General features: G+C 62.1%; 25 protein-coding genes. 12 read left to right on the forward strand and 13 right to left on the reverse strand.

Annotation, left to right across the window (positions count from 1 at the left end):
• Nucleotides 1–26: 26 nt before the first annotated feature.
• A complete protein-coding gene (gene zapE, locus JFT58_RS12415) occupies nt 27–1,121 on the reverse strand; it encodes a cell division protein ZapE (protein WP_054897268.1) in 1,095 nt (364 codons plus the stop codon).
• Between the two features lie 181 nt (nt 1,122–1,302).
• Between zapE and JFT58_RS12420 the strand changes: the two genes are divergently transcribed.
• From JFT58_RS12420 to JFT58_RS12450, 7 genes are all read left to right on the forward strand, one after another.
• Nucleotides 1,303–1,803 (forward strand): Csu type fimbrial protein, encoded by a 501-nt coding sequence (locus JFT58_RS12420; protein WP_435406421.1) that lies wholly within the window; start codon nt 1,303–1,305, stop codon nt 1,801–1,803.
• Complete coding sequence (locus JFT58_RS12425; RefSeq protein WP_034127930.1) at nt 1,797–2,342, forward strand: spore coat protein U domain-containing protein; 546 nt, start codon at nt 1,797–1,799, stop codon at nt 2,340–2,342. Before JFT58_RS12420 ends, JFT58_RS12425 begins: the two co-directional genes overlap by 7 nt.
• Before the next feature lie 18 nt (nt 2,343–2,360).
• Nucleotides 2,361–2,903: a Csu type fimbrial protein gene (locus JFT58_RS12430; protein WP_003192220.1), complete on the forward strand. Its 543-nt coding sequence runs from the start codon at nt 2,361–2,363 to the stop codon at nt 2,901–2,903.
• Between the two features lie 2 nt (nt 2,904–2,905).
• Nucleotides 2,906–3,394, forward strand: a complete 489-nt coding sequence (locus tag JFT58_RS12435) for a Csu type fimbrial protein (protein WP_054897269.1) — start codon at nt 2,906–2,908, stop codon at nt 3,392–3,394.
• A 26-nt stretch (nt 3,395–3,420) separates the two neighbouring features.
• Nucleotides 3,421–4,209, forward strand: coding sequence for a fimbrial biogenesis chaperone (locus tag JFT58_RS12440; RefSeq protein ID WP_054897270.1), 789 nt, complete (start codon nt 3,421–3,423; stop codon nt 4,207–4,209).
• A gap of 72 nt (nt 4,210–4,281) precedes the next feature.
• On the forward strand, nt 4,282–6,630 hold the full coding sequence (locus tag JFT58_RS12445; RefSeq protein ID WP_054897289.1) for a fimbria/pilus outer membrane usher protein: 2,349 nt from the start codon (nt 4,282–4,284) through the stop codon (nt 6,628–6,630).
• Nucleotides 6,627–7,628: a Csu type fimbrial protein gene (locus tag JFT58_RS12450; protein WP_169918729.1), complete on the forward strand. Its 1,002-nt coding sequence runs from the start codon at nt 6,627–6,629 to the stop codon at nt 7,626–7,628. The genes JFT58_RS12445 and JFT58_RS12450 overlap by 4 nt, the downstream gene beginning before the upstream one ends.
• Here JFT58_RS12450 and JFT58_RS12455 read toward each other — a convergent pair.
• Nucleotides 7,625–8,362, reverse strand: a complete 738-nt coding sequence (locus JFT58_RS12455) for an anti-sigma factor family protein (RefSeq protein WP_054897272.1) — start codon at nt 8,360–8,362, stop codon at nt 7,625–7,627. The genes JFT58_RS12450 and JFT58_RS12455 overlap by 4 nt on opposite strands.
• The gene (locus JFT58_RS12460) at nt 8,359–8,865 is read right to left on the reverse strand and encodes a sigma-70 family RNA polymerase sigma factor (protein WP_054897273.1); all 507 of its coding nucleotides are present in this window, start codon (nt 8,863–8,865) and stop codon (nt 8,359–8,361) included. Before JFT58_RS12460 ends, JFT58_RS12455 begins: the two co-directional genes overlap by 4 nt.
• Before the next feature lie 167 nt (nt 8,866–9,032).
• Here JFT58_RS12460 and JFT58_RS12465 point away from each other — a divergent pair, with 167 nt between their 5' ends.
• On the forward strand, nt 9,033–10,115 hold the full coding sequence (locus tag JFT58_RS12465) for a catalase family peroxidase (protein ID WP_054897274.1): 1,083 nt from the start codon (nt 9,033–9,035) through the stop codon (nt 10,113–10,115).
• Complete coding sequence (locus JFT58_RS12470) at nt 10,112–10,651, forward strand: cytochrome b (RefSeq protein WP_032896571.1); 540 nt, start codon at nt 10,112–10,114, stop codon at nt 10,649–10,651. Before JFT58_RS12465 ends, JFT58_RS12470 begins: the two co-directional genes overlap by 4 nt.
• Nucleotides 10,652–10,808: 157 nt before the next feature.
• Here the strand turns inward: JFT58_RS12470 and JFT58_RS12475 are convergent, their stop codons facing one another.
• Nucleotides 10,809–11,960 carry a M14 family metallopeptidase gene (locus JFT58_RS12475; RefSeq protein ID WP_054897275.1) on the reverse strand — a complete coding sequence of 384 codons (1,152 nt, stop codon included), beginning with the start codon at nt 11,958–11,960 and terminating at the stop codon, nt 10,809–10,811.
• A gap of 465 nt (nt 11,961–12,425) precedes the next feature.
• On the reverse strand, nt 12,426–12,767 hold the full coding sequence (locus JFT58_RS12480) for a DUF6124 family protein (protein WP_229999855.1): 342 nt from the start codon (nt 12,765–12,767) through the stop codon (nt 12,426–12,428).
• Between the two features lie 130 nt (nt 12,768–12,897).
• Between JFT58_RS12480 and JFT58_RS12485 the strand changes: the two genes are divergently transcribed.
• Nucleotides 12,898–13,533 (forward strand): LexA family protein, encoded by a 636-nt coding sequence (locus JFT58_RS12485; protein WP_054897276.1) that lies wholly within the window; start codon nt 12,898–12,900, stop codon nt 13,531–13,533.
• Here the strand turns inward: JFT58_RS12485 and JFT58_RS12490 are convergent.
• From JFT58_RS12490 to JFT58_RS12505, 4 genes are all read right to left on the reverse strand, one after another.
• A complete protein-coding gene (locus JFT58_RS12490; RefSeq protein WP_054897277.1) occupies nt 13,530–15,455 on the reverse strand; it encodes an acetyl/propionyl/methylcrotonyl-CoA carboxylase subunit alpha in 1,926 nt (641 codons plus the stop codon). The genes JFT58_RS12485 and JFT58_RS12490 overlap by 4 nt on opposite strands.
• Nucleotides 15,452–16,258, reverse strand: a complete 807-nt coding sequence (locus JFT58_RS12495) for a gamma-carboxygeranoyl-CoA hydratase (protein ID WP_034127920.1) — start codon at nt 16,256–16,258, stop codon at nt 15,452–15,454. The genes JFT58_RS12490 and JFT58_RS12495 overlap by 4 nt, the downstream gene beginning before the upstream one ends.
• Before the next feature lie 161 nt (nt 16,259–16,419).
• Nucleotides 16,420–18,027 carry a carboxyl transferase domain-containing protein gene (locus JFT58_RS12500; protein ID WP_054897278.1) on the reverse strand — a complete coding sequence of 536 codons (1,608 nt, stop codon included), beginning with the start codon at nt 18,025–18,027 and terminating at the stop codon, nt 16,420–16,422.
• Nucleotides 18,028–18,039: 12 nt separating this feature from the next.
• A complete protein-coding gene (locus tag JFT58_RS12505; RefSeq protein WP_054897279.1) occupies nt 18,040–19,203 on the reverse strand; it encodes an isovaleryl-CoA dehydrogenase in 1,164 nt (387 codons plus the stop codon).
• Between the two features lie 150 nt (nt 19,204–19,353).
• On the opposite strand from JFT58_RS12505, the gene JFT58_RS12510 reads away from it, so the two are divergent.
• Entirely contained in the window at nt 19,354–20,985 is a 1,632-nt protein-coding gene (locus tag JFT58_RS12510) for an AMP-binding protein (protein WP_054897280.1), read from the forward strand.
• 641 nt (nt 20,986–21,626) lie between these two features.
• Here the strand turns inward: JFT58_RS12510 and JFT58_RS12515 are convergent.
• Genes JFT58_RS12515 through JFT58_RS12525 form a run of 3 tightly spaced genes read right to left on the reverse strand, consistent with a single transcriptional unit; the run spans nt 21,627 to nt 23,921 of the window.
• Complete coding sequence (locus JFT58_RS12515; protein WP_034127916.1) at nt 21,627–22,529, reverse strand: hydroxymethylglutaryl-CoA lyase; 903 nt, start codon at nt 22,527–22,529, stop codon at nt 21,627–21,629.
• A 16-nt stretch (nt 22,530–22,545) separates the two neighbouring features.
• Nucleotides 22,546–22,938, reverse strand: coding sequence for a MerR family transcriptional regulator (locus tag JFT58_RS12520; RefSeq protein ID WP_003192195.1), 393 nt, complete (start codon nt 22,936–22,938; stop codon nt 22,546–22,548).
• A gap of 53 nt (nt 22,939–22,991) precedes the next feature.
• Entirely contained in the window at nt 22,992–23,921 is a 930-nt protein-coding gene (locus tag JFT58_RS12525) for a LysR family transcriptional regulator (protein ID WP_034127915.1), read from the reverse strand.
• Nucleotides 23,922–24,072: 151 nt separating this feature from the next.
• Here JFT58_RS12525 and JFT58_RS12530 point away from each other — a divergent pair, with 151 nt between their 5' ends.
• Complete coding sequence (locus tag JFT58_RS12530; RefSeq protein ID WP_198834390.1) at nt 24,073–25,302, forward strand: acyl-CoA dehydrogenase; 1,230 nt, start codon at nt 24,073–24,075, stop codon at nt 25,300–25,302.
• A 150-nt stretch (nt 25,303–25,452) separates the two neighbouring features.
• On the opposite strand, the gene JFT58_RS12535 is transcribed toward JFT58_RS12530, so the two are convergent.
• On the reverse strand, nt 25,453–26,784 hold the full coding sequence (locus JFT58_RS12535; RefSeq protein ID WP_198834391.1) for a substrate-binding domain-containing protein: 1,332 nt from the start codon (nt 26,782–26,784) through the stop codon (nt 25,453–25,455).
• Nucleotides 26,785–26,881 lie beyond the last annotated feature (97 nt).

Here is a 26,881-nt window from a genome sequence, read left to right on the forward strand (position 1 = left end):
TGCTCGGAAGGAGGCGTAAAAGGCGCTCATGATAGCGGCTCGGGCGCGGGTTGCGGGCACAGCGTGTGCAATTGGCGCAGGCGGCTGGCGGTGCGGGCGAGGTCGATGGCCTGGCCTTCCAGGCATTTATCCAGGGGCTGGTGACCGATAAGTGTCAGTTGCTTGTCCTGGTCGTAGAGCACGTCTACCAGGTTGATAAAGCGCTGTTGCACGGCGATGGGGCATTCGGCCAGATGCGGCAGGCCGTCGATGATCCAGTGGTCGAAGTCCCGGCACAACAACAGGTAATCCATGACCGCCGTGAGCTGTTCGCACAGGTCGTTGAAGGTAAATGCGATGGTTCGTGCCTGATGGCCTCGGCACTGTAACTGCCGAGCGCCGACCTTCAGGGTTTGCACCGGGCAATCTGTGGCAGGCAGGCCCAGGCTTTCACGCTGGCCTGTTGTACCTGGCCATACATACTGGCCGCCCGTGAAGCGTTGTTGGGCGTGGGCCTGAGCCAGGCTGCGAAAGTCCTGAGGCGCACTGACTTCCAGCACCTCCATGCGCGCGGCGATCAGCTCGATCACCGGCTTGAAACGCTCGTGGTACAGCGGGTTGGGCAGCAATCCTTCGGGTGGGTAGTTGGAGGTCAGCAGCACCAGCACGCCGCGCTGGAACAGGGCCTTGAACAGGCGGCTGATGAGCATCGCATCGCCGATATCGTGCACATGGAATTCGTCGAAACACAGCACCCGGCAGCCGGCCAGCAGCTCGTCCAGAGTGACGCGCAAGGCATCGTCATGCTCGCGGTGCAGGAACATGCCCTGGTGCAGCCGGGCGAAGAAGGTGTGGAAATGCACGCGCTGCTTCTCGGCGACGGGCAGTGCCTGGAAAAATCCGTCCAGCAGCCAGCTTTTGCCGCGCCCCACCGGGCCGTGCAGGTACAGGCTGCGCGTGGCCTGGCCGTTGAGCAGGTGCTGGGCCTCGCGATTCAGGGCGGTAATCGCCCGGATTTGCCCATCACTGAGGGTATAGCCCTGTTGTACGGCTTTTTTTTGAAAATACGCCGGGATAGGCGAGGCGTCCGAGGCGTCGGTTTTTTTACCCAGCAGGCGCTGGAGCAGGGCAAGCACGGCCAAGAATAATCACTCTGTATTGCGGTGGTCGTTCACTGTAGGACGCTCGATGCCATTTGACCAATAGGAAAGGGCCCCAAGCCATGCAAACTGGCACTTTCGCGTTAACTGGCTAACCTCATACACAGTTGTCACCCCTGTATAAGGAATTGGGGCTGTGAAGGGACCGGCGGTATTGGCTGTCATGGGCACGATGCTCTGCAACACGGTGTTTGCTGCGCAGCTCCAGGTGGAGGTGCGCATCGACGTGCAGCGGGGTTGCCAGTTGGTGGGTACCACCCGTAGTGCAGGCATCGAGCAACTTGGCGTATTGGATTTCGGCAGCGGCCCGCGTCTGGATGACCCGGCCGGCCCCCTGAGTGCGGCCCTGATCAGCCAACGCCAGCCGCGCCTGGAATGTAACCCCGACACGCCTTACCAAGTGCGCGTTGATGGCGGCCTGCATGGCGGCGTCGGCGAAGTACGTTATCTCGCCAATCCGGCGCCCTCCAGTCGGCCCATCCCCTATCGAATCTATGCCGACGCCGCGCGGCTGATCCCCTTGCCAGTGGACGTGCCCATCAGTGGCCGCGTGCCGGACACCGGCTCTGTCGACCTGCCGCTGTATGGCCGCATCGAACCGCTCAAAGGCATTCCTGCCGTCGGTCGTTATTCCGACCTGCTCAAGGTCACGGTCACATGGTAAGCCGCTACCTGGCCGTGACGGCCCTGGGCGGCCTGCTGTTGCTGGCGGATGACGCGCAGGCGGCGGTGGTCAACGGCCAGGTCCACGCGCGTTTGGTGATCACCGCCAGTTGCGAAGTGAGCAAAGACGTGGAAACCGCGCCGGTCACGCCTGAGGGCGGCACGGCGCTGATGGATTTCGGCAGCCAGGGGCCGACCTGGAGCAACACGCTGGGCGCGTCGATTTCCGATGCCGACAAGGCGCCGCTGTCGGTGTCCTGCAACCCCTCGGTGGTCAGTAGTTTCACGGTGACCATCGACGGCGGCGCTAATGGCGACGGCACCACGCGGCGCCTGAGCAATGGCCGCCAGACCATTCCATATCGACTGTCGGCGGATCCCCAGGGGCGCAGTGCCTACAGGATCGGCCAGCAACGCAATTTCGTCGTGACCCAGGGCACCCAGGTACCGATCCCGGTATTCGGTTCCGTGGTGGCGAATACCAGGGCCCTACCGGCCGGCATCTACACAGACACCCTGACGGTGACTCTGGATTGGTAAACCATGAGGATGGATATCATGCATGTACTTGTATCGCGAATCGGCCTCTGTGCCCTGGGCCTGGGGCTGGCGTCCAGCCTGAACGCGGCGACCACGGTGACCGGGCAGATCAGTTCCAGCCTGACCTTGATCGCCAGTTGCCAGGTCAACGGCTCCGGGGCGGCCACCGGGTTGAATTTCGGTAGCTTGAACTTCGGCACCACCAACAGCCTGTTTACCAATGCCGACGCCCAGTTGCTCGGCGGCACCGGTACCGGCGGCGCGTTGTCGATCCTGTGTTCGGCTGGCACCGCGCCAACGATCAAGGTGCGTGCCGGCGCCCACGACGGTGCTTCCCCCGGTGGCACCCGTGCGCTGGCCGATGGCGTGGGTAACTTCGTGCCCTACGATTTCTACACTGATAGCGGGCGTTCAGCGCTGTTGGCGATTGACGGCGTGGTGACACTCGCCACCAGTACCGGCGTGGCGCAGACCGTCAACCTTTACGGCCGGGCGGTGGGCAAGGCGGGTCTGCCGGCGGGCACCTACACCGACACCGTGGCCGTGGAACTGACGTTCTAACGATGTGGCCCAGGGTGTTGCTCGCCATCGGCCTGGCGATGCCGTTGCCGCTGTCGGCGGTGGTCAACCAGAGCTTTCAGGTGAGTGCGACCATCACGCCGGGCTGTCTGATCGTGGGCGGCGGCGCCAACTACGGCACCTTGGCCTACGGCAGTTATTCGGCCCTGGCCACCAGCACGGTCACAGCGGCTCTCACTGGCGGCGTAACCCTGCAATGCACGCCGGGCGTGGCCCTGAGCATGAGCGTGGATGGCGGCCTGTACAGCAGCACCGGGCGTAACTTGCAGCTCAACAGTGGTAGCGCGCGGGTGGCTTACCAATTGTTTCGCGATGCGGCGTTCAGCCAGAGCCTGGGGATCAACCAGAGCGTCAGCGTGACCTACAGCGATGCGAGCAACATCAGCCTGCCGATTTACGGGCGGGTGGTTTTACCGGGCAATCAGCCTGGGGGGACGTACAGCGACACGCTGCAGGTGCAGCTGACGTGGTAGGGCTAACGGTTTTAAGGAGGGGTGTCATGGGTTGTGCTTTGCGACGGTTATGGACCGCGGGTTTCGCCTTGGGGGCGTTGTGCTCGGCGGGGTTTGTACAGGCGGCCAGTTCGGTGCTGATCTGGCCCATCGACCCGGTGCTGGAGGCTGACCAACAGGCCAGCGCGCTGTGGCTGGAGAACCGTGGCACCGAGACCGCCAACCTGCAGATCCGCGTGTTTGCCTGGAGCCAGAACGGTTTCGACGAGCAGTACCAGAACCAGCGCGATGTGATCGGCAGCCCGCCGGTGGCCAAGATTGAGCCGGGCCAGAAGCAACTGGTGCGCCTGACCCGCACCCGGGAGGTACCGCCGGGGCAGGAGTTGGCCTATCGCATCATCATTGACGAAATCCCCTCGGCGCTGCAGGTGCCAGCACCGCCGGAGGGCAAGAACACGGCAGCGGCGATTCGTTTTCAGATGCGCTATTCGGTGCCATTGTTTGCCTACGGCGCTGGCCTGTGGAGCAAGGACGACGCCACCCGCCAACGTGACCCCAAGGGCGCGGGCAAGCCGCAGTTGAGCTGGCAAAAGGTCAACGTGGCAGGGCGCAACTACATCGAGGTGCGCAACCAGGGCGCCGTGCATGCGCGGCTTACCGATGCGTCATTCAAACAGGGCGGGCAGACCCGGCCGTTGGTGGACGGCTTGCTCGGCTATGTGCTGCCGGGCGCGAGCATGCGCTGGCCGGTGCCGGATGCCGTATCGGCCGACCAGCCGTTGCAGGTACGCGTCAACGGCGCGCCGCAACTGGAGAGCCTGGCGCCCACGCGATAGCCGTGATGTAGCGCAACGGGCACACGCCCGGGTTTTAACAGGATGGAGATGTCCATTGAGGGACACAACGCCATGGTGAGTCGTGGTTGGGCTCGGGTTTTATGGCCGTCGGTGGCAGTGGCAAGCGGGCTGTGGGGCGCAGCGATGGCGGGCGACCTGCCGCCGCCGCCCGGCAGCATGGAGGCAGTTGCCGATGCACAGCTGTTTCTGGAACTGGTGGTCAACCAGATGGACACCGGCCGCGTCATCGCGGTCGAGCAGCGCGCCGGCCAGCTGTTTGTGCCGGCCAGCGCGTTGCAGGAAGTGGGCATGAAACTGCCCGGTGAGCCCGTCGGCAGTGTGGCCCTGGAACAAGTGCCGGGCCTGCACAGCGACTACGACAGCAACGGCCAGCGCCTTCTGCTGGATGTGCCGCCCTCCTGGCTGCAGGAACAGTTCATCGGCAACCGCAATACCTATCCGCGTACCCAGGCCATGAGCAGCTTCGGCGCCTTGCTCAACTATGACGTGTATTTCAATGACACCGACGATGGCGGCAGTTACCTCGCGGCCTGGAACGAAGTACGGCTGTTCGATACCTGGGGCACTCTGTCCAACACCGGGCAACTGCGCCAGACCCTGTCCGATGGAATCAGCGGCGGCACCCTCGACAATGGTTACCGACGTTACGACACCACCTGGCGTTTTTCCGACGATGAGCGCCTGCTGACCTACGAGGCCGGCGACGTGATCAGTGGCGCGCTGCCCTGGAGTAGCTCGGTGCGCCTGGGCGGGGTGCAACTGTCCCGGGATTTTGCCGTGCGCCCCGACCTGGTCACGTACCCCTTGCCGCAGTTTGCCGGTGAGGCGGCGGTGCCCTCGTCGGTGGACCTGTTTATCAACGGCTACAAATCCGACAGCGCGCGACTGCAACCCGGCCCCTACACCCTGACCAACATCCCATTCATCAACGGTGCCGGCGAGGCCGTGGTGGTCACCACCGATGCCCTGGGCCGCCAAGTGTCGACCACGGTACCGTTCTACGTCACCAGCACCTTGCTGCAACAAGGCTTGACGGACTTTTCGCTGGCCGCCGGTACCTTGCGCCGTGACTACACCCTACGGGACTTCGGCTACGGACCGGGCGTGGCCAGTGGCACGTTCCGCTATGGCTATTCCGATAACCTGACTCTGGAGAGCCACGCTGAAGCCTCCAGCGACCTGACCCTCGGCGGGCTCGGTGGCAACCTGCGCCTGGGCAACTTCGGCGTGCTCAATACCGCCCTCAGCCAGAGCCAGTTCGACAGCCGCACGGGCCAGCAACTGAGCCTTGGTTACCAGTACAACAGCACGCGCTACAGCTTTATGTACCAACGGGTGGAACGTCGCGACGACTACGCCGACCTGACCCTGGTCGATACCCCATACGCCAGCCTCAGCAAGCGCAGCGAGCAGGTGACCCTGAGCCTCAACCTCCAACGTTTCGGTAGCCTGGGCCTGGGCTATTTCGACGTGCAGGCGGCGGACGACTCGCGCACGCGCCTGCTCAACCTGAGCTGGAGCAAACCGTTGTGGCGCAACACCAGCTTTTATCTGTCAGCCAACCGCGAAATCGGTGACAGCAACTGGGCCATGCAGGCGCAACTGGTCATCCCGTTCGACCTCAACGGCAGCCTGGCCTTGAGCACCGAGCGCAGCAAGGATGGCGCCAGTCGCCAGCGCATCAACTACAGCCGCGCGGTGCCCAGCGAAGGCGGGGTGGGCTACAACCTCGGCTATGCCCAGGGCGATGCCCCCAGCTATCGACAGGCCGACCTGACCTGGCGCTTGCAGTCGGTGCAGTTGCAGGCCGGCGTGTACGGCAGCAGTGAGGCCATGACGCGCTGGGCCGATGCCAGCGGCTCGCTGGTGTGGATGGGCGGCGAAACCTTTGCCGCCAACCGCATCAATGACGCCTTTGTGGTAGTGAGCACCCAGGGCTTTGCCGGGATTCCGGTGCGCTACGAAAACCAGCTGGTGGGCCAGACCGACCGCAACGGCCATTTGCTGGTGCCGTGGAGCAGTGCCTATTACCGCGGCAAATACGAGATCGACCCCCTGAACCTGCCGGCGAATGTGCAAAGCCCCAATGTTGAGCAGCGCGTATCGGTACGCCGTGGCAGCGGTTACTTGCTGGAATTCCCCCTGCGCCGGGTGCTCGCTGCAAGCATCACTCTGGTGGACCGCCAGCATCAGGAGTTGCCGCTGGGCAGCCTGGTAGTGCACGAGCAAAGCAACACCCAGGCGGTGGTCGGCTGGGATGGCCTGGTGTATCTGGAAAACCTCAGCGCGCACAACACCTTGCAGGTCACCCTCGGTGAGGGCCGCACCTGCCAGACGACATTCGATATTGATGAACAGCAACAGGACGTGCCCTTGATCGGGCCATTAGTGTGCCAATGAGGCATCGAACAGGGAGTGTTCAGGTGAGGGGCAGCGTAGGGTTATATGGCGTAGGTTTGTTGTTTTGCGGGCAGGCGATGGCGGCGTGTTCGGTGGTGTCCACCGTGCCGGCCAGTTTCGGCTCAATCAGCTCGATGACGGTGCGCACCGCCGCGCAAACCAGCTCTACGACTAATTCGGGGTTGAGTTGCACCTCGGCGTTGATATCGCTGCTGGTGTCCACCGACCACTTTTACGCCACGATCACCTCGCCCCAGACCGGTATGGTCGGGCCGACCGGTGATGTGATCAGCTATACGATTTATGGCAACAACAGCACCAGCTATCCCATCACCCGTGGCAGCCAATTCGATTTCGGCGGCGCTGGCGGCATCGCCCAGAGCATTGGCCTGATCGCAGGGCCCGGCGCGAAAACCGTACCGCTGTACCTGAGCAGCATCACCGGCAGCAACGTCGCCGCCGGGGTGTACACCGAGACACTGAGCATCGCCTGGGTGTGGAACTATTGCTCGGGGATCGGCCTTGGCGGCATTTGCCTGGGACGTGACACTGGCAGTGGCACGGCGTCCCTGACCGTCAGCATGACCGTGACCAACGACTGCCAGATCACTGCCCCGAATATCAGCTTCGGCAGCGCGCCGGTGGTCAGTGGGTTTACTGCGGTGAGCGGGCAGACCATCAACATCGCCTGCACCAAGGGCAGCGCCTATACCGTGGGCTTGAGCGATGGCCAGAACCCGGTGAGTGTCGGCGGCCGGCGGCGTATGGTTTCCGGCGGCAATTACCTGGCCTATGACATTTTCAAAAGTGCCGGCACCACGCGTTGGGGCAGTGTCGGCGCGGCGCGGCGGGCCAGCTCCACGGCCGAGGTCAATCCCGGCAACGGCTTGGGTAATGGCAGCCAGGTGTACAACTACAATGCCAAGGTCTACACCGACCAGCCCACGCCACCGGCTGGCACCTATCTGGATAACGTGGTGCTGGACGTCGGTTTCTAGAATGGCGTCTGCAACGCGACGGCCTGATCCACCGGGCTGACCATCGCGTAGTTGTAGCCGCCGCCCGACCAGTAGTCGGCCTGCAAGCCATCGGCACTGCGGCTGCCGCGAGGCAGGAAACCGTTGTTCGGGCCCGGCGGGCGGATATAGAAGCTGATGCGCCGGCCTTGCGCATCCTGGTACAGCACCATGGCTGCCGCGCCTTGGTCGGTGGTGAGCAGGCGCCCGCTGACCGGTTTGAAACCGGCTTGGCTCAGGTCGGGCAGGCGATGGGCCTGGTTGAAATAACGGTCGAGCCAGGCCTGCATGGTGCCGCGGTCCTGGGCGTTGTAGTCGGCGGGCATGATGCCGTCCTGGGCAAACAGGCGATAGGCCTGCATGGCGTCGGTCATCGGCAACAGCGGCGGCTGGGTGGCTTCACGTGCGTGCCAACCGCCAACCCCGCCGAGGCTCACGGCGATCAGCAACAACGCCGCCGTGGCCAAGTGCCGACGGGACTGTTTCTTGATGCGCTGGCGAATCAGCGCCGGGTCCAGTGCCGGGTTGTGCGGCTGTTGCAGGGCGCCGCTCAATGACGCACGCAGCAGCTGCGCATCCTGTTGCCAGGCCTGTACCTGGGCCGCCACTTCGGGGTGGCTGGCCAGCCAGGTTTCAAGCACACGGCGATCAGTGTCGAGCAATTGGTGATCGACGTAGGCATGTAAATCGCGTTCGCTGGGGGGCAGGCTGATCATTTGAGTCTCCGCAGGGCAGGGCCGGTCATTTCGCCATCGCTGAGTTGACGCAGCGCTTGGCGTGCGCGGGACAGGCGTGACATCACGGTGCCGATGGGCACCTTGAGGATCTCGGCCACTTCCTTGTAGCTCAAGCCCTCGACGGACACCCACAGCAACAGGGCGCGCTGTTCGGTGTTCAGTTGGTCGAAGGCTTGCAGGGTGGATTGGGCCAGCACCGTGCGTTCCACCGAAGGTTGCACGTCATCGCGGCCGGTGAAGAATTCGAGCATGCGTGCATAGCGGCGGTTGCGGCGGTGGGCGTCGAGGAACTGGCGGTAGAGGATCGAAAACAGCCAGGCGCGCAAATCGCCCTCGATACGTTTATCGGCCCAGGCGACGATGGCGCGCTCCAGGGTCGATTGCACCAGGTCATCGGCGCTGCTGCTGTTGCGCGTCAGGGACAGGGCAAAACGCCGCAACCTGGGAATGAGTTCACGTAACTGTTCGTCGAGTTCATGCATGGGCGTCTGGCTGGTCACTACGCTGGGACTAGAGAGACGTCCGGCGTTGAAGGTTATTCCCCGTCCCGCAAAATAAATCCAGGGCCTGGGAATAGAGCCAATCGGCGTTCGTCTTAATGCTCCGACCTTATGTTTCAGCCTGAGGCCTCTGGCCCTGGAGTTCCTGCATGGTAGATCACTCATCACCCCCCCGTCCTCCATTGAGCACTGCGAGCCTGATCGCACGACTTGCCGGCATCGGTGCCGTGGTTGCGGTTGTTGCCGGGGCATTTGCCTACGTCAATGGCACGCTCGACCCACAACGCCTGCGGCCAAAAACCTTGGTCAATGCCCTGGAAACCAATAACGGCGTGCATCCGGGCTTTCGCCGTAACCATGCCAAGGGCGTATGCGTGGCGGGTTATTTCGAGAGCAGTACCGAGGCCCGTGCCTATTCCAACGCCCAGGTGTTCAGCGAGGCCAAGACTCCGATCATCGGCCGCTTTGCCTTGCCCAGCGGCAACCCCTACGCGCCGGACAGCAGTGTGCCGATTCGCAGTTTCGCCGTGCAGTTCAGCCAGGCCAACGGCCAGCAATGGCGGACGGGGATGAACAGCGTGCCGGTGTTCCCAGTGGGCACGCCCGAGGCGTTTTACCAGTTGCTCAAGGCCGGCGCGCCAGATCCGGCCACCGGCAAGCCGAACCCGTCAAGCATGCCGGCGTTTTTTGCCGCACACCCCGAGACAGCGCCATTCCTGGCCTGGGTCAAGACCGCCAAGCCATCGGCCAGTTATGCGACTGAAACCTATAACGGCATCAACGCGTTTTACCTGGTGGCTGCCGATGGTACGCGCCAGGCCGTGCGTTGGGAGGTGGTGCCCCAGAGCCAGGACGCGGCGGGTGATACCGCACCTGCTGGCAGTGACTTCCTCGAGCAGGACTTGGTGCGACGCCTGGCCGCCGGGCCATTGCGTTGGCAGTTGAACATGACCCTGGCCAACCCCGGCGACCCGCTGGACGACGCAAGCAAGACCTGGACCGGCGCGCACAAGGTCCTCAACGCCGGCACGTTGGTGCTGCAAAGCAGCCAGCCCCAGGCAGACGGTGATTGCCGCGATATCAACTTTGACCCGCTGATTCTGCCCAGTGGTATCCAAGCCTCCAACGACCCCTTGCTGGCCGCCCGTTCGGCCGCGTATGCCAGTTCGTACCTGCGCCGCGCCGGGGAAGTCAGCCCGTTGCACAGCGCCCCTCAGGAGTCGAAGCCATGAATGCTCAACCACGGTTCTTTGCGCCCCTGGCGCGCGTGCTGCACTGGCTGATGGCGTTGATGATCATCGCCATGCTGTTTATCGGCGCGGGTCTGGCGGCGTCGGTGTCGGAGCGCCATGAGTGGCTGATCCACCTGCACAAGCCGCTGGGCATTGCGATTCTGGCGCTGGTGATCGTGCGCCTGGCGGTGCGTTTCTCGACGCGCCAACCGCCGTTACCAGCGGATTTACCGGTGTGGCAAAGGCTCGCAGCCAAGGCTTCCCATGTGCTGTTGTACGCGTTGATGCTGGTGTTGCCGCTGCTGGGTTGGGCGATGATTTCAGCGGCTGGCGACCCGGTGATGCTCAGCAGTAACCTGCAACTGCCCGCACTGGTGGGGGCGAATGCGCCGTTGTTCGCGCTGTTGCGCAAGGCCCACGGCTACCTGGCCTATCTGCTGTTTCTCACCGTGCTGGTGCATCTGGCGGCCGCGTTGTTCCACGGTTTGATCCGCCGCGATGGTGTCTTGCAAAGCATGACCGGCAGCAAGGATTGACCGCTCTTGTGGCGAGCGAGCTTGCTCGCGCTGGGCGGCGAAGCAGCCCCAAAACAGCCTGCTCGGTGTGTCAGGTGATCCGGCAGTGATTTTCATGGGGCCGCTATGCGGCCCAGCGCGAGCAAGCTCGCTCGCCACAAAGAGCTCGCCTCAGGGGTTAGCGCAAACGCCCAACGATATCTGCGACGCTGCTCAACACGTCCTTGCCCAACTGTTTTGAACGATCGCCTGACCAGCCAGTTCGCAGGTTGGGTGCGTCGTCGTTGTCCTTGAAGGGCATTTCCAGGGTCAGGGACAGGCAGTCGTATTTTTCTCCTACCGCGTTGCAGGCCAGGGTCATGTTGGCTTGGCCGGGCAGGTCGCGGGTGTAGCCGTGGGTGGTCTGGAAGTCTCGTGTCAGGTGGCTCAAATGGCTGCGGAAGTGTTTTTCCAGGGCTTCGATACGCGGGGTGTAGCCAGGGTTGCCTTCGCAGCCGGCGGTGAACACGTAGGGGATTTCTTCATCGCCGTGGATGTCGAGGAACATATCCACGCCGTACTTTTCCATCTGTTGCTGGACGAACAGGACCTCGGGGCTGAGTTCCTGGCTGGCGCTTTGCCAGGCGCGGTTCAGGTCCTGGCCCATGGCGTTGGTGCGCAGGTGGCCGTGGAAGGCGCCATCCGGGTTCATGTTCGGTACCAGGTACAGATCGGCGACGGCCAGTAGTTTTTTCAGTTCGTCGTCGCCGTCCTTTTGCAGGCGCTCAATCACGCCCTCCATAAACCATTCGGCCATGTGTTCCCCGGGGTGCTGCTGGGCGATGATCCACACCTTACGCCGGCCCTCGATTCCTTTGCCTCGGCGCAGCAGTTGAATATCGCGGCCTTCAGCGCTCTTGCCGGTGGCCAGCAGGGTGACCCCGGCGTACTTCAGGGCTTGCTCGATCAGCCAGTCATGGCGCTCACGGCTGTAGGGCTCGAAGTAGGCAAACCAGGCGTGCTTTTCCCGGGTCTGGAGGTTGATGTGCAGGATCTCGCCATCAAAGCGCGTCGGTACCCGGAACCAGTTGATATGGTCGTAGGACGCCACGGCGTTGTAGCCGCTCCAGGCATGCTTGTAGGACGAGCGCCCTGCGTTGCTCAAGCGAAAGGTATGGGTGTGTCCCACGTGCATGCCTTCGGCCTTGAAGTGGAACCATTGGTAGTGATCGCTGCGGGTATCGGGTTTGATTGCCAGCAACAACTGATAAGCGTCGCTGGCATCCAGGACCTGGATGTTGCCGCTGTCGAAGTCGGTGCTGATCTTGATGGAAGTCAAGGCCACGGTCATAGTCTGGTTGCCTGAATATGAGTGATGTGGCGGCCATCTTACACAGGCGTTCGGTAAAACCTGGATGCAAAAATTGTTGCAGGGGGAGGGGGCGTCATCCGTGACGCCGCCGCAGCTTAGAGTCTATGAGATTGATTCTCAAGCGCTAATTCGCAGAGATACGCGCTAGAGCACTCGGACGACTTTCTTTGGGCGATAGTCTTTTGCTACCATGCGCGCCATCAAGCAACACACAGTCTTCATTAGCCTGAAGCCATGCCAGGAAAACTGGCAAAAAAAAGACCCGGCCAAAGAGCCGGGTCAAAAACCGTGATTAGCCTGATGAGGAGATATTCCAAGAGTCCGACCTAAGGTCTCTTGGTCTATCGACTGATCTCGCGACCAGCTGAGCCCAATAATAATCATTATCATTTGCAAGTCAAATGTTTTTATCCGTGGGATAGAAATATTTTTCTTTCATACCTGCTAAGCGTTTGCCGCCGCTTTTGGCGCTTGCAACGACCGCTCCACCATCGCCTTCGCCATATCGATCAAATACACCACCGAAAACGCCAGGTCGCGCTGGTTGCCCTGATGGCTGCACGCCGACTCGTAGGCGGTTGCCGCTGCACTGCGCAACAGGTCCGAGGCGTGTATCAGGGCCTCCTCCTGGCTGACTTCGGGTTTGATCGCGAACATGGCCCCGTCCGAATCCGGCGTCGACCGATTTTCTTTCAAGTAGTAGTCCAGTGCGCGCTGGGCCGCGCCACTGTTGCACATGTCGTTTACTTCAGTCAGTTCGGGCGTTGGGTACGTGCGGGTCGTCATAAGCGGCAATACTCCGGTGGGTGTCGAAATCCTTGGGCTTGATGATAGTACGTATCGTATTCCTGTCGTTTTATGGATTACTACAAACTGTTTATTGCCCGCAAAAACGGGCGCCGTATTGTGATGCGCCATGGATAACTGGATAGCGTTGGTCAAGGCCAACATGAAAGACCGCAAGGTCACGCAGGATGAACTGGCGCGGCGCCTGGGCATGTCCCAGGGCGGCGTCGGCCATTGGCTCAATAAACGCCGTGTGCCGAGCCTGGCGGACATGAACCGTGTGCTCGCCGAACTGGGGTTGGGGTATTTGGAGGTGGCGCTGGAGATTCGTGAACGGGCCGCGCAAGTGCCGGAACTGGACCCCCACTACAATCCGTATTTCCGCTACCCGGTCAGCGACTGGAAGCAGGCCTGCGAGCTGCGTGAGGAGCGTGCGCCTTATAGAACCGAGCGCTACGAATTGACCGATTACCACGCCCGAGGCGAGGCATTCTGGTTGCCGGTGACGGGAGACGCCATGACCGCCCCCACGGGTATGAGTATTGCGGCTGGCATGATGATCCTGGTTGACCCGGCCATCGCACCCGAGCCCGGCAGGCTGGTGGTGGCCCAATGGGCCGGTAACCCCCAGGCCACCTTTCGCCAATTGCAGGAAGAAAGCGGCCAGCACTACCTGGTGCCGCTCAACCCCACTTACCCCAAGGTGCTGCTCAGCGACGGCTGCCGCCTCCTGGGTGTGGTGGTGCAAGCCACGGCGAAGTTCTAGTCGGCTGTTTCCAGCTCCACCAGCGCGCTGCCTTCGGCTACCATTTCACCTTCCTGGCAGAACAGCGCCTTGACTACCCCGGCGTGGGGCGCACGGATGCTGTGTTCCATCTTCATGGCTTCGAGCACCACCAGTTGAGTACCAGCCTCAACGGTTTGGCCCACCTCCACGAGCACCCGCACGATGCTGCCGTTCATGGGGGCGGTGAGGCCGCCCTGATGGGATTGATTGGCCTCGACCGCCGCAATCGGGTCGAACAGGCTGACGGCATGCATCTCGCCGTCCCAACGCAGGTACAGGCTGCCTTCACTGCGCACCGCCAGATGAGCACGGCGCACGCCCTGATGTTCAGTCAGCAACTGTTCGCCGCATAACTGAGACGGTTGCCCGGTCAGTGTCACCAACCGATCCTGCCCATTGCAGCTCAGGTGCAGCGACACCTCGGCAGGCAGGCCCGCGCGAAAGCCCTGGTGACTTGCCCAAGGCCCGTCACCCGCCGGCAAGCTCTGCATAAACGCCGAGCCCGCCGCCTGCCAGAACTCATCGCTCAATGCCCCCGGCGTCGGCAACAGCTCACCCTGATAGCGCGGGATAAACCCGGTATCCAACTCGGCCGCGGCAAACGCAGGGTGCCCGATGATGCGCCGCAAAAAGCCCAGGTTGGTCTTGAGCCCGCCGACCGCAAACTCATCCAGCATGCTTAATAAGCGCAGGCGCGCCTGTTCGCGGTCTTCACCCCAGGCAATCAACTTGCCGAGCATCGGGTCGTAGAAGGGCGACACGCTGTCGCCTTGCTCGACGCCGCTATCCACCCGGCGTCCAGGGCCCGGCCTGGACTCGCGGTACAGCGCCAGGTGCCCGGTGGCCGGCAGAAAGTCATTGGCCGGGTCTTCGGCATACAGCCGCACTTCAATTGCATGACCGTTCAACGCGACCTGCTCTTGCGTGATCGGCAGCGCCTCGCCCTGGGCAACCCGGATCTGCCAGGCCACCAGGTCGAGGCCGGTAATCGCTTCGGTCACCGGATGCTCCACCTGCAGCCGCGTGTTCATCTCCATGAAGAAAAACTCGCCACGGGCATCCAGCAAAAACTCCACCGTACCTGCGCCGACATACCCGATGGCCTGGGCAGCGCGCACGGCCGCTTCGCCCATGGCCCGGCGCTGCTCGACACTCAAGCCGGGTGCCGGGGCTTCTTCCACGACCTTTTGATGACGACGCTGGATCGAGCAGTCGCGTTCATTGAGGTACAAGCAATGACCCTGCTGGTCGGCAAACACTTGGATCTCGACATGCCGCGGCTTGAGCAGGTATTTCTCCACCAGCATCTGCCCGTTGCCGAACGACGACAGCGCCTCACGCTGGGCGGAAGCCAGGGCTTCGGCCAGTTGGCTGACGTCCTCGACCACTTTCATGCCCTTGCCACCGCCACCCGCCGTGGCCTTGAGCAGCACCGGGTAGCCGATACGCTCACAGGCGGCGCGGAAGGTCTCCAGGTCCTGGGCCTCGCCGTGATAACCCGGCACAAGGGGTACGCCAGCCGTTTCCATCAAGGCCTTGGCCGCGGATTTGCTGCCCATGGCGTCGATTGCCGAGGCGGGCGGGCCGAGGAAGATCAAGCCTGCCGCCTCGATGGCCCGGGCGAAGCCGGCGTTTTCCGAGAGGAAGCCGTAGCCGGGGTGAATCGCCTGGGCGCCGCTGGCGTGGGCGGCGGCAATCAGCTTGTCGATTTGCAGGTAACTATCGGTGGCCTTGCTGCCGCCCAGGTCGACGCGGATATCGGCTTCACGGCTATGGCGGGCATCGCGGTCGATGGCGCTGTGCACAGCCACGGTGGTCAACCCCATGGCCTTGGCGGTACGCATGACCCGGCAGGCGATTTCGCCACGGTTGGCCACCAGAACGGTGTTGAGTGTGCTCATGAACGCGGCTCCTGGGTTTGCCAACTTGGCGCACGTTTTTGCAGAAATGCACGCAAACCTTCCTGGCCCTCGGCGCTCACCCGGATGCGCGCAATGGCGTTTTCGCAATAGCGGCGCAGCGCGGGGGTGAGGGCACCGTTGCCCACTTCGCGCAGCAAATCCTTACTGGCACGCATGGCCGCCGGGCTGTTTTGCAGCAGGTTGGTGACCCACTGGTCCACCTGTTGATCCAGGCTCTCGGCAGGATAACTTTCCGCCAGCAAGCCGATCTCCCGTGCGCGTTGGCCGCCGAACCGCTCGGCTGTGAGTGCATAACGACGGGCAGCGCGTTCGCCGATGGCCTGCACCACGAACGGGCTGATCACCGCCGGCGCCAGGCCGATACGCACTTCCGACAGGCAGAACTGCGCGTCGTCGGCACCGATGGCCATGTCACAGCAACTGATCAGGCCCAGCGCGCCCCCGTAGGCCGCACCTTGCACCACCGCCAGCGTGGGGATTTTCAGTTTGGACAGGTTGTACATCAGCTCTGCCAGTTCCCGGGCGTCGTCCAGGTTGGTGTGGTAGTCCAGCTCGGCCGATTGCTGCATCCAGGCCAGGTCGGCACCGGCGCTGAAGTGCTTGCCACGCCCGCGCAGTACCAGGAAGCGCAGGGACGGGTCGCCTTGTACGCGGTCAAGAGCCAGGATCAATTCGCGGATCATCTCGGCGTTGAACGCGTTGTTCTTGGCTTCGCGGCTGAGCCACAGCGTGGCAAAGCCACGGCGGTCGGTGATCAGTTCGAGGGTGTTGAAGTCGCTCATGCAAGGAGCTCCATGATAATGAGAGGCCTCCTGTAGGAGCGAGCTTGTTGTGGCGAGCAAGTTTGCTTGCGCTGGGGTGCGCAGCGCCCCCAAAAAAGCCGGGACTGCTGCGCAGTCAGCGGGAGCAAGCTCCCTCGCCACAACAGGCGCGCTCCTACAGGTTACATGCGGAACACGCCGAAGCGGCTCGGCTCGATGGGGGCGTTCAGTGCGGCGGACAAGGCCAGGGCCAGCACGTCACGGGTCTGCAGCGGGTCGATCACGCCGTCATCCCACAAGCGCGCGCTGGAGTAGTAGGGATGGCCCTGGGTTTCATACTGGTCGAGGATCGGCTGCTTGATCGCGGCTTCCTCCTCGGCACTGAAACCGTTGCCGGCGCGCTCAGCCTGTTCGCGCTTGACCTGCACCAACACCCCGGCGGCTTGTTCGGCACCCATCACGCCAATGCGTGCGTTGGGCCACATCCACAAAAAGCGCGGGTCGTAGGCGCGGCCACACATCCCATAGTTACCCGCACCAAAGCTGCCACCGATGATCACGGTGAATTTCGGCACCTTGGCGCACGCCACGGCGGTGACCAGCTTGGCGCCGTGCTTGGCAATGCCGCCGGCTTCGTACTTCTGGCCGACCATGAAGCCGGTGATGTTTTGCAGGAACAGCAGTGGAATCCCGCGCTGGCAGGCCAGTTCGATAAAGTGCGCGCCTTTCTGCGCGGCTTCGGCGAAGAGGATGCCGTTGTTGGCCAGGATCGCTATCGGGTAGCCATGCAAGTGCGCAAAGCCGCACACCAGGGTCGTGCCGAACAGGGCCTTGAACTCATCGAACACCGAGCCGTCCACCAGCCGTGCGATGACTTCGCGCACATCAAAGGGTTGCTTGGCATCCGCAGGGATCACGCCGTACAACTCTTCGCTGCTGTACAGCGGCGCCACCGGCGGGCGTTGCAGCAGCTCACCCTGCTTGCGCCAATTGAGGTTGGCCACGCTGCGCCGGGCCAGCGCCAGGGCGTGTTCATCGCTGTCGGCATAGTGGTCGGCCACGCCCGAGACCTTGCAGTGCACATCGGCGCCACCCAGCTCTTCGGCGCTCACCACTTCACCGGTGGCGGCCTTCACCAGCGGCGGGCCGGCGAGGAAGATGGTGGCTTGCTGGCGCACCATGATCGCTTCGTCGGCCATGGCCGGCACGTAGGCGCCGCCGGCGGTGCACGAGCCCATCACCACGGCAATCTGGGGAATGCCCTGGGCGCTCATATTGGCCTGGTTGAAGAAGATCCGCCCGAAGTGCTCGCGGTCGGGGAACACCTCGTCCTGGCGCGGCAGGTTGGCGCCGCCGGAGTCCACCAGGTAGATACACGGCAGGCGGTTCTGCTCGGCGATGGTCTGGGCGCGCAGGTGCTTTTTGACGGTCAGCGGGTAATAGGAGCCGCCTTTGACCGTGGCATCGTTGGCCACGATCATGCATTCGACGCCTTCCACCCGGCCGATGCCGGCAATCACCCCGGCAGCCGGGACGTCTTCGCCATACACCTGATGAGCTGCCAGTTGGCTCAGCTCGAGAAACGGTGAGCCCGGGTCGAGCAGACGGTTGATACGCTCGCGGGGTAACAGTTTGCCGCGTGAGGTGTGGCGTTCCTGGGCCTTGGCGCCGCCACCTTGATGGACGTGGGCGAGCAGGCTGTGCAGGGCGTCGACCTGTTCAAGCATCGCCGCGCGGTTGGCGGAAAATTCCGCCGAGCGCGGGTTGAGCTGGGTGTGCAGGGTGGCCATGGGCGTGCTCCTTCAGCGGGTTTCGTTGAACAGTTCGCGACCGATCAACATCCGCCGAATCTCACTGGTGCCCGCACCAATTTCGTAGAGCTTGGCGTCACGCAACAGGCGCCCGGCGGGGAATTCGTTGATATAGCCATTGCCGCCCAGAATCTGGATCGCATCCAGGGCCATTTGCGTGGCGCGCTCGGCGCTGTAGAGGATCACGCCCGCAGCGTCCTTGCGCGTGGTCTCGCCGCGTTCACACGCCTGGGCCACCGCGTAGAGGTAGGCGCGGCTGGCGTTGAGCTGGGTGTACATATCGGCAACCTTGCCTTGGATCAATTGGAATTCGCCGATGCTCTGGCCGAACTGCTTGCGGTCGTGGATGTAGGGCACGATCAAGTCCATGCATGCCTGCATGATCCCGGTAGGGCCACCGGAGAGCACCACGCGCTCGTAGTCCAGGCCGCTCATCAACACTTTCACGCCGCCATTGAGCACGCCGAGGATGTTTTCTTCGGGTACCTCGACGTCGTCGAAAAACAGCTCGCAGGTGTTGGAGCCGCGCATGCCCAGCTTGTCGAATTTATTGCTGCGGCTGAAGCCTTTCCAGTCGCGCTCGACGATGAAGGCGGTGATGCCGTGAGGGCCTTTTTCCAGGTCGGTCTTGGCGTAGATCACATAGGTGTTGGCGTCCGGGCCGTTGGTGATCCAGGTCTTGCTGCCATTGAGTACGTAATGGTCGTCGCGCTTGTCGGCGCGCAGTTTCATCGACACTACGTCGGAGCCGGCATTTGGCTCGCTCATGGCCAGGGCGCCGATGTGCTCGCCGCTGATCAGCTTGGGCAGGTACTTGAGTTTTTGTGCGTGGTTGCCGTTGCGGTTGATCTGGTTGACGCACAGGTTGGAGTGCGCCCCGTAGGACAACGCCACCGAGGCCGAGCCACGGCTGATTTCTTCCATGCTCACCACATGGGCCAGGTAACCGAGGCCGGCACCGCCGTATTCCTCGGGCACGGTGATGCCCAGCAGGCCCATGTCGCCGAACTTGCGCCACAGGTCGGCGGGGAACAGGTTGTCGATGTCGATCTGGGCCGCGCGCGGTGCGATCTCCTTGGCCACGAAGGACTGCACCTGGTCGCGCAGCATGTCGATGGTCTCGCCGAGGGCGAAGTTCAGGGACGGGTAACTCATGGACAGGCACCTTAATGTGAGCTTTGTTGTTGTGTGGGCAGGGCGCGGGAGGAGGGCGCTCACCTTTACGTTAACGTAAGCTTGCGTTGCGGCGCTGTCAATCGTAGTTTACGTATACGTCAACCTACAAAAAAGATAACAGGGGTCGTTATGGATCAACCGAACCAGAGTTACAGCCGTGGCTCCCAGGACAAGGCCTTGCTGGCCATGACCATTGGCCAGGCATTCGATCGCACCGTCGCTCAGCATCCAGATGGCGAAGCCTTGGTGGTGCGTCACCAGCAGCAGCGCTACACCTGGCGGCAGCTGGCCGAGACAGTTGAGCTGCACGCCCGCGCATTCATCGCCCTAGGCATGCAAACCGGCGACCGCCTGGGGATCTGGGCGCCTAACTGTGCCGAGTGGCTGATCTGCCAGGTGGCGAGTGCCAAGCTCGGGGTGATCCTGGTCAATATCAACCCGGCCTATCGCAGCAGTGAATTGGACTACGTGCTCAAACAATCCGGCTGCCAATGGCTGGTATGCGCCGGTTCGTTCAAAAGCTCCAATTATCACGCCATGCTCCAGGCGTTGAAACCCGAGCTGCGCGGCCTCATCAGCCTAGACCCCAGCCCGCCGCCGGAATTCATGCCCTGGTCGCAGTTGGCGGCGCTTGGCGCAGGCGTGCCGCCCGAGCACCTGCACAGCCGCCAGGCCAGCCTGCATTTCGATCAACCCGTGAATATCCAGTACACCTCCGGCACCACCGGCTTCCCCAAGGGCGCCACCCTCAGTCACCACAACATCCTCAATAACGGTTACATGGTCGGTGAAAGCCTGGGCTTGACGGCAGGGGACCGCCTGGTGATCCCGGTGCCGCTGTATCACTGCTTCGGCATGGTCATGGGGAACCTCGGTTGTATCACCCACGGCACCACCATGATCTACCCCAATGACGGCTTCGACCCGTTGCTGACGCTGAGCGCCGTCGCCGAAGAACAAGCCACCGGCTTATATGGCGTGCCGACCATGTTTATCGCGCTGCTCGATCACCCACGCCGAGCCGAGTTCGACTTGTCCAGCCTGCGCACCGGGATCATGGCCGGGGCGACATGCCCGATCGAGGTGATGCGTCGGGTCATCCATGAGCTGCACATGGGGGAGGTGCAGATTGCCTATGGCATGACTGAAACCAGCCCGGTGTCGCTGCAGACCGGCGCGGATGACGATATCGAGCGGCGTGTTACCACGGTGGGCCGCACCCAACCGCAACTGGAAACCAAGATTGTCGACGAGGCCGGTAACACCGTGGCCCGGGGCGTGATCGGTGAACTGTGTACACGCGGCTACAGCGTGATGCTCGGTTACTGGAACAACCCCGACGGCACTCGCGAGTCCATCGATGAGGCCGGCTGGATGCACACCGGCGACCTGGCGACCATGGATGAGCAGGGTTACGTGTGCATCGCCGGGCGTAACAAGGACATGATCATTCGCGGTGGCGAGAACGTTTACCCGCGGGAGCTGGAAGAGTTTTTCTTTACTCATCCGGCCGTGGCGGACGTGCAGATCGTTGGCATCCCGGATGAACGTTATGGCGAAGAGATTGTTGCCTGGATCAAGTTTCATCCCGGTCAAGTGGCCAACGAGCTGGAGTTGTTGAGCTGGTGCAAGGACCGCATCGCCCATTTCAAGACGCCCAGGCATTTCAAATTCGTGGATGAGTTTCCGATGACAGTGACGGGCAAGATCCAGAAGTTTCGCATGCGCGAGATTTCCATCCAGGAGATGCAAGCGCGCTGACAACGTCAAACCCCTGTGGGAGCTGGCTTGCCTGCGATGGCGGCCTGGCTGCCGGCCCACATCTACCTGATACCCCGCGAACCTGCTGTGCCACCAAAATAGTGAAACCCAGAAAGCACAAAGGGGACCCGAAGGTCCCCTTTAATTTGTCGTTGCGTGCTCTTTTCTTATTATTGAGGGGCGGCCTGTTGTTGTTTTTGGTAGCCGTGGCCCGTACCGCTTTTTTGGCGACCCCCATCCGGGGTCAAGAGCAAACGTATTTTTTTGAACGCTGACCTGCTTCTTCGTAAACGATCCAACCAGTGGGTAGCTACCTAAGGTAGTTTTATTTTTCTCTATCCGGTTGCGGGTTGCGGCATGCCGTACCCTGGGAAGCACATCTTCTCCAAAAAAATCTGTTAGCTGCGTCTCTGCCGTGTTGTTTTTGTTATGTCAGAGTCGTTTCGTCTTATTTTTATTAGGTTTGGCGCTTTTTATTCTTGTTATGCCATAGAGATAGCAGAAGGCGTGCCAACTTTTTAAAAGTCTTTAAAATCAATGAGTTGTATTTTTGGTCAATATTTTCTTTCAGTCGGTGCGGCGGATTTTGTTCCCGCGTTACCCGTTATGCCGGTGTGCGGTAACACATTGTCACAGCTGTGCTACTCACCTGCGTTACGCACCTTCGCCACGCGGGAACCCGTAGGCCGTCCCAGCACCTGGCTGATCTGCTGGCCGGCGCCAATCAAGCGTTCCAGGTCGATACCCGTGTCGATACCCAGGCCGTTGAGCAGGTACAGCACGTCCTCGGTAGCGACGTTACCGCTGGCGCCCTTGGCGTAGGGGCAGCCGCCCAGGCCTGCGATAGAGCTGTCGAACACCGTGATGCCCTCCAGCAGGCTGGCATAGATGTTGGCGATGGCCTGCCCGTAGGTGTCGTGGAAGTGCCCGGCCAGCTTGTCCCGTGGCACTTGCGCGCCGACCACTTCGAACAGGCGCCGGGTAGCGCCCGCCGTGCCGGTACCGATCGTGTCGCCCAAGGACACTTCATAGCAGCCCATGGCATACAGCTCGCGGGCGACGGCCGCCACTTGCTCCGGGGCGATATCGCCTTCATAGGGGCAACCCAGTACACAGGACACATAGCCGCGCACGCTGACGCCGTGCTGCTTGGCGGCGGCCATGATCGGTGCGAAGCGCTCCAGGCTCTCGCTGATGGAACAATTGATATTGCGCTGGGAGAACGCCTCGGACGCCGCCGCGAACACCGCGACTTCCTTGACCCCGGCCGCCAGCGCATCCTCGAACCCGCGCAGGTTCGGTGCCAGTGCGCCATAGGTCACGCCGGGCTTGCGCTGGATCTGCGCAAACACTTCGGCTGAACCTGCCATTTGCGGCACCCATTTGGGCGAGACAAAACTACCGACTTCGATATAGCTCAAGCCAGCGGCGCTCAAGGCGTCTACCAATCGGACTTTATCCGCCACGCTGATGGGCTGGGCTTCGTTCTGCAAACCGTCGCGCGGGCCGACTTCAACCAGGCGTACGTGGGAGGGTAGGGACATGGCGGTTACCTTCTGGTCAATGGCCGGCTTGGCTGATGGTCTGCGCCAGGGCCTGGGTGCAACGCTCTTCAGCGGTGTCCAGTTCCAGCTTCATCTGTTCGATATCCAGCAGTTGCTGTTCCAACTGTTCACGGCGTTCGGCGATCTTGGCCAGCATGCTGTTGAGTTGGATCTGGTTGCCGCCGGTGGGGTCGTAGAGTTCGATCAGTTCGCGGCATTCGGCCAGGGAGAAGCCGATGCGCTTGCCACGCAGGATCAGCTTGAGGCTGACCTTGTCCCGCGCCGAGTAAATGCGCTCCTGGCCCCGACGTTCGGGGGCCAGCAGGCCTTGTTCTTCATAGAAACGAATGGCGCGGGTGGTGATGTCGAGCTCGCGGGCGAGGTCGGAGATGCTGTAGGTGGTGCTCATGGCGGTGCTCAAGGAAGTCTTGGCGCTAAGCTAATTGCAGGTTGACGTAAACGTCAAGGCTGCTGGGCTTTCTTTTCCTGGGCCGTCACCTGCTGGCACAACTCGATCATCTGTTCACGCATCCAGCGGTTCGCCGGGTCCTGGTCGGTGCTTTCGTGCCAGTACAAATGGGTTTCCAGCGGCGGCACGCTGTTGACTGGCAGTTGGAACCAGTGCAGTTCATGACGACGGGCGAAACGCTCGGGCACGGTCATCACCATGTCGGTCTGTTGCAACACCTGATAGGCCATCAGGTAGTGCTGGGAACGCAGGGCGATCTTGCGTTGAATGCCCATCTTGCCCAAGGCCAGGTCCACATAGCCCAAACCGTTGCGGCGGCTGGAGATATGGATATGGGTCAGCGACAGGTAATCATCCAGGGTGAATTTATCCTTGCCCGCCATCGGGTGGCCCTTGCGCATGGCGCACACGTAGCGGTCTTCCATCAGCTTGACGTGACGCACCTGCGGGTCGGTATTGAGCGGCGCATCCACGGCAAAATCCAGGCGCCCGGCGGCCAGTTCCTTGGTGGTTTCGCGACGTTTGGACAGGAAACTCTCGATCATCACGGTAGGCGCCAGGCGACGCAGGCGCTGGAACAGCAGCGGCAGGATCACGGCCTCGGTCAGGTCGGTCATGCTGATACGGTAGGTCTTGGCCGCCTGCTGCGGGTTGAAGATGCGGCTTTCCTGCACGGACACGCGCAGCAACGACAACGCATTGCGCACCGGGCCGATGATGTTTTGCGCCATGGGCGTGGGCACCATGCCTTGGGCGGTACGCACGAACAGCGGGTCGTTGAAGGTCTCGCGCAACCGCGCCAGGGCGTTGGACACCGCCGGCTGGGTGATACCCACGATCTGGCCGGCGCGGGTCAGGTTGGCTTCGGTATAAATCGCGTCGAAGACAATAAAGAGGTTGAGGTCGACCTTGCTCAGATTCATTTCGTTGCGCTCTTATTGTGAGGTGCTCATACACCGATCATATATCGGTGATGAATGTTAATACACGGCGAGAATAGGCTAGGTAAATTATCAGCGCTGTTCTAGCATCGAATGCATGACCTAAACAACCTCTCAAAGAAGGGAGCTGCTCATGGATTTCGCCTATTCGCCCAAGGTTCAGGAACTGCGTGAACGCGTCACTGCGTTCATGGACGCTTATGTCTACCCGGCCGAACCGGTGTTCGAACGCCAAGTCAGCGAAGGTGATCGCTGGCAGCCCACGGCGATCATGGAAGAACTCAAGGCCAAGGCGAAGGCCGAGGGCTTGTGGAACCTGTTTCTGCCGGAATCCGAACTGGGCGCTGGCCTGACCAACCTTGAATACGCACCCTTGGCGGAAATCATGGGCCGCTCGTTGCTGGGCCCGGAGCCATTCAACTGCTCCGCTCCCGACACCGGCAATATGGAAGTGCTGGTGCGCTACGCCAACGAAGAACAGAAACAGCGCTGGCTCGAACCCTTGCTGCGCGGCGAGATTCGTTCCGCCTTTGCCATGACCGAACCGGATGTGGCGTCCTCGGACGCCACCAACATGGCCGCCCGCGCCGAACGCCAGGGCGACGAGTGGGTGATCAACGGCAAGAAGTGGTGGACCTCCGGCGCCTGCGACCCGCGCTGCAAGATCCTGATCTTCATGGGCCTGAGCAACCCCGATGCGCCGCGTCACCAGCAGCACTCGATGATCCTGGTGCCGGTCGATACCCCAGGCGTGAAAATCCTGCGGCCGCTGCCGGTATTCGGTTACGACGATGCGCCCCACGGCCATGCCGAAGTGCTGTTCCACAATGTGCGTGTGCCTTATGAAAACGTGTTGCTGGGCGAAGGCCGTGGCTTCGAGATCGCCCAGGGCCGCCTTGGCCCTGGCCGTATCCACCACTGCATGCGTTCGGTCGGCATGGCCGAACGCGCATTGGAGTTGATGTGCAAACGCTCGGTCAGCCGCACTGCCTTCGGCAAGCCTTTGGCACGGTTGGGCGGCAATATCGACAAGATCGCCGACTCACGCATGGAAATTGACATGGCCCGCCTGTTGACCTTGAAAGCGGCGTACATGATGGACACCGTGGGTAACAAAGTGGCGAAAAGCGAAATCGCCCAGATCAAGGTGGTGGCACCGAATGTGGCCTTGAAGGTCATCGACCGCGCGATCCAGATGCACGGCGGTGCCGGGGTGTCCAATGACTTCCCGCTGGCCTATATGTACGCCATGCAACGTACCCTGCGCCTGGCCGACGGCCCGGACGAAGTGCACCGTGCGGCGATTGGCAAGTTCGAGATTGGCAAATATGTGCCTCGGGAATTGATGCGCGGCGGGCAGTAACACTGATGATCGTTCCCACGCTCTAGGATCGTTCCCACGCTCTGCGTGGGAACGCCTCCCGTGACGCTCTGCGTCACCCTCTCAAGAGCGGACGCGGAGCGTCCAGAGCGGCATTCCCACGCGGAGCGTGGGAACGATCTTCAATGATCTTCAGTACACCCAAACCTCCACTCGCCGATTCTTGATCCGGCCTTCATCCGCAGTATTGGCCGCCACCGGCATCTGCGCGCCAAACCCGCGAATATCCTTGAGCACCACGCCGCTCTTGACCAGCTCTCGGCGCACTGCCATCGCCCGCAACTTCGATAGCAGCGCCGCACTTTGCGGATCATTCTTGGTGTCGCCAAACCCCACCAGCGTCACCTGCTTATTCAGCTTGCCGTGGCTTCTGATATAGGCGACCACCCGCTGCACATCCTGGCGCGCCTTATTGTCGAGGCTGGCGCTGCCCTCGTCGAAACGAAAATTCACCGTCAGGCGCTGAGCGTCTCGGGCGATGGCCTGGTAATCGTCGGGCATCGGCGGGCGCGGCGCCACACCGATCGCTTGCACCTGCTGGGCGATGAAGCCATTGGCAGCCACAATCGCCTGGCCCTTGCTGCCTTGGGAAAACTCCACCAACGCCTTGGCCCATGGGTTGCGGGAAGAGGGCGGCAAGTAGAAGAACAGCCGACGTGACAGCGGGTAATCCTCGGTGGCGATCAGGCTGGTCAGCGGCAACATCGGTTGCGAGTCGCCGTCGACAATCGCCACCGCCTTGGCCTGGCGCACAGAGGGCAGGCCGATAAAACCGATGCCCTGGGGGTCCTGGCTCACCGCATCGGAAAGCTGTTCGCTGGATTCAAAGCGCTTGGCCGACGGCGCGAGCGGTTGGCCGCGGCGGCTCAGCACCAGTTCCCGGAAGGTGTCGAAGGTGCCGGATTGATCATCCCGGGCATATAAATGAATGGTCCCGCCTGTACCTCCCAGTGCCTCCCAGGTGCTGACCTCGCCGTTGAAGATTTGCGCCAATTGCTCGGTGTTGAGGCTATTGAGCGGGTTGCGCGGGTTGACGATGATTGCCAGGCCATCAATGGCGATCACATGCTCGGCGCCTGGGGTTTTCAAATCCCCCAGGGGGTCGAGGTCCACCAGCTCGCTGTCATTGATCGGGCGGGACGCGGCGGCGAGGTCGGCGCGATTGTTTTTCAGCGCCGCAAAGCCGGTGCTGGAACCGTGGGCCGCCACCTCGATGGTGACCGTCTGGCCTTGGCGTGTCTTGCCGACCACGCGCTGCTCATTCCCCCCGGCACCCGGTTCAGCACGCACATCCTGCAAGCCCTGATACTCCATCAAGCCTTTGACCAGCGCCGGGCCGAGTGCCGCGCCGATGGTGTTGGAGCCCTGGATGCGCAGGGCCGGGCCTTGGTCGGGAATGGACAGAGGGGCCGCCACGGCGGGGAATGCGATTGCAAAACACAGGAACAGAACGCGCAGCATCATGCCGGCACCTTCTTAGGCCAAAGGGAGTGCCGGAAGATTAAGTCAGTCGGATTGCAGCCATATGACCGACACGGGGCTGGCACCCCTGATCTCCTGT

This window comes from Pseudomonas sp. MF6767, assembly GCF_016405475.1.
Classification (GTDB): domain Bacteria; phylum Pseudomonadota; class Gammaproteobacteria; order Pseudomonadales; family Pseudomonadaceae; genus Aquipseudomonas; species Aquipseudomonas paracarnis.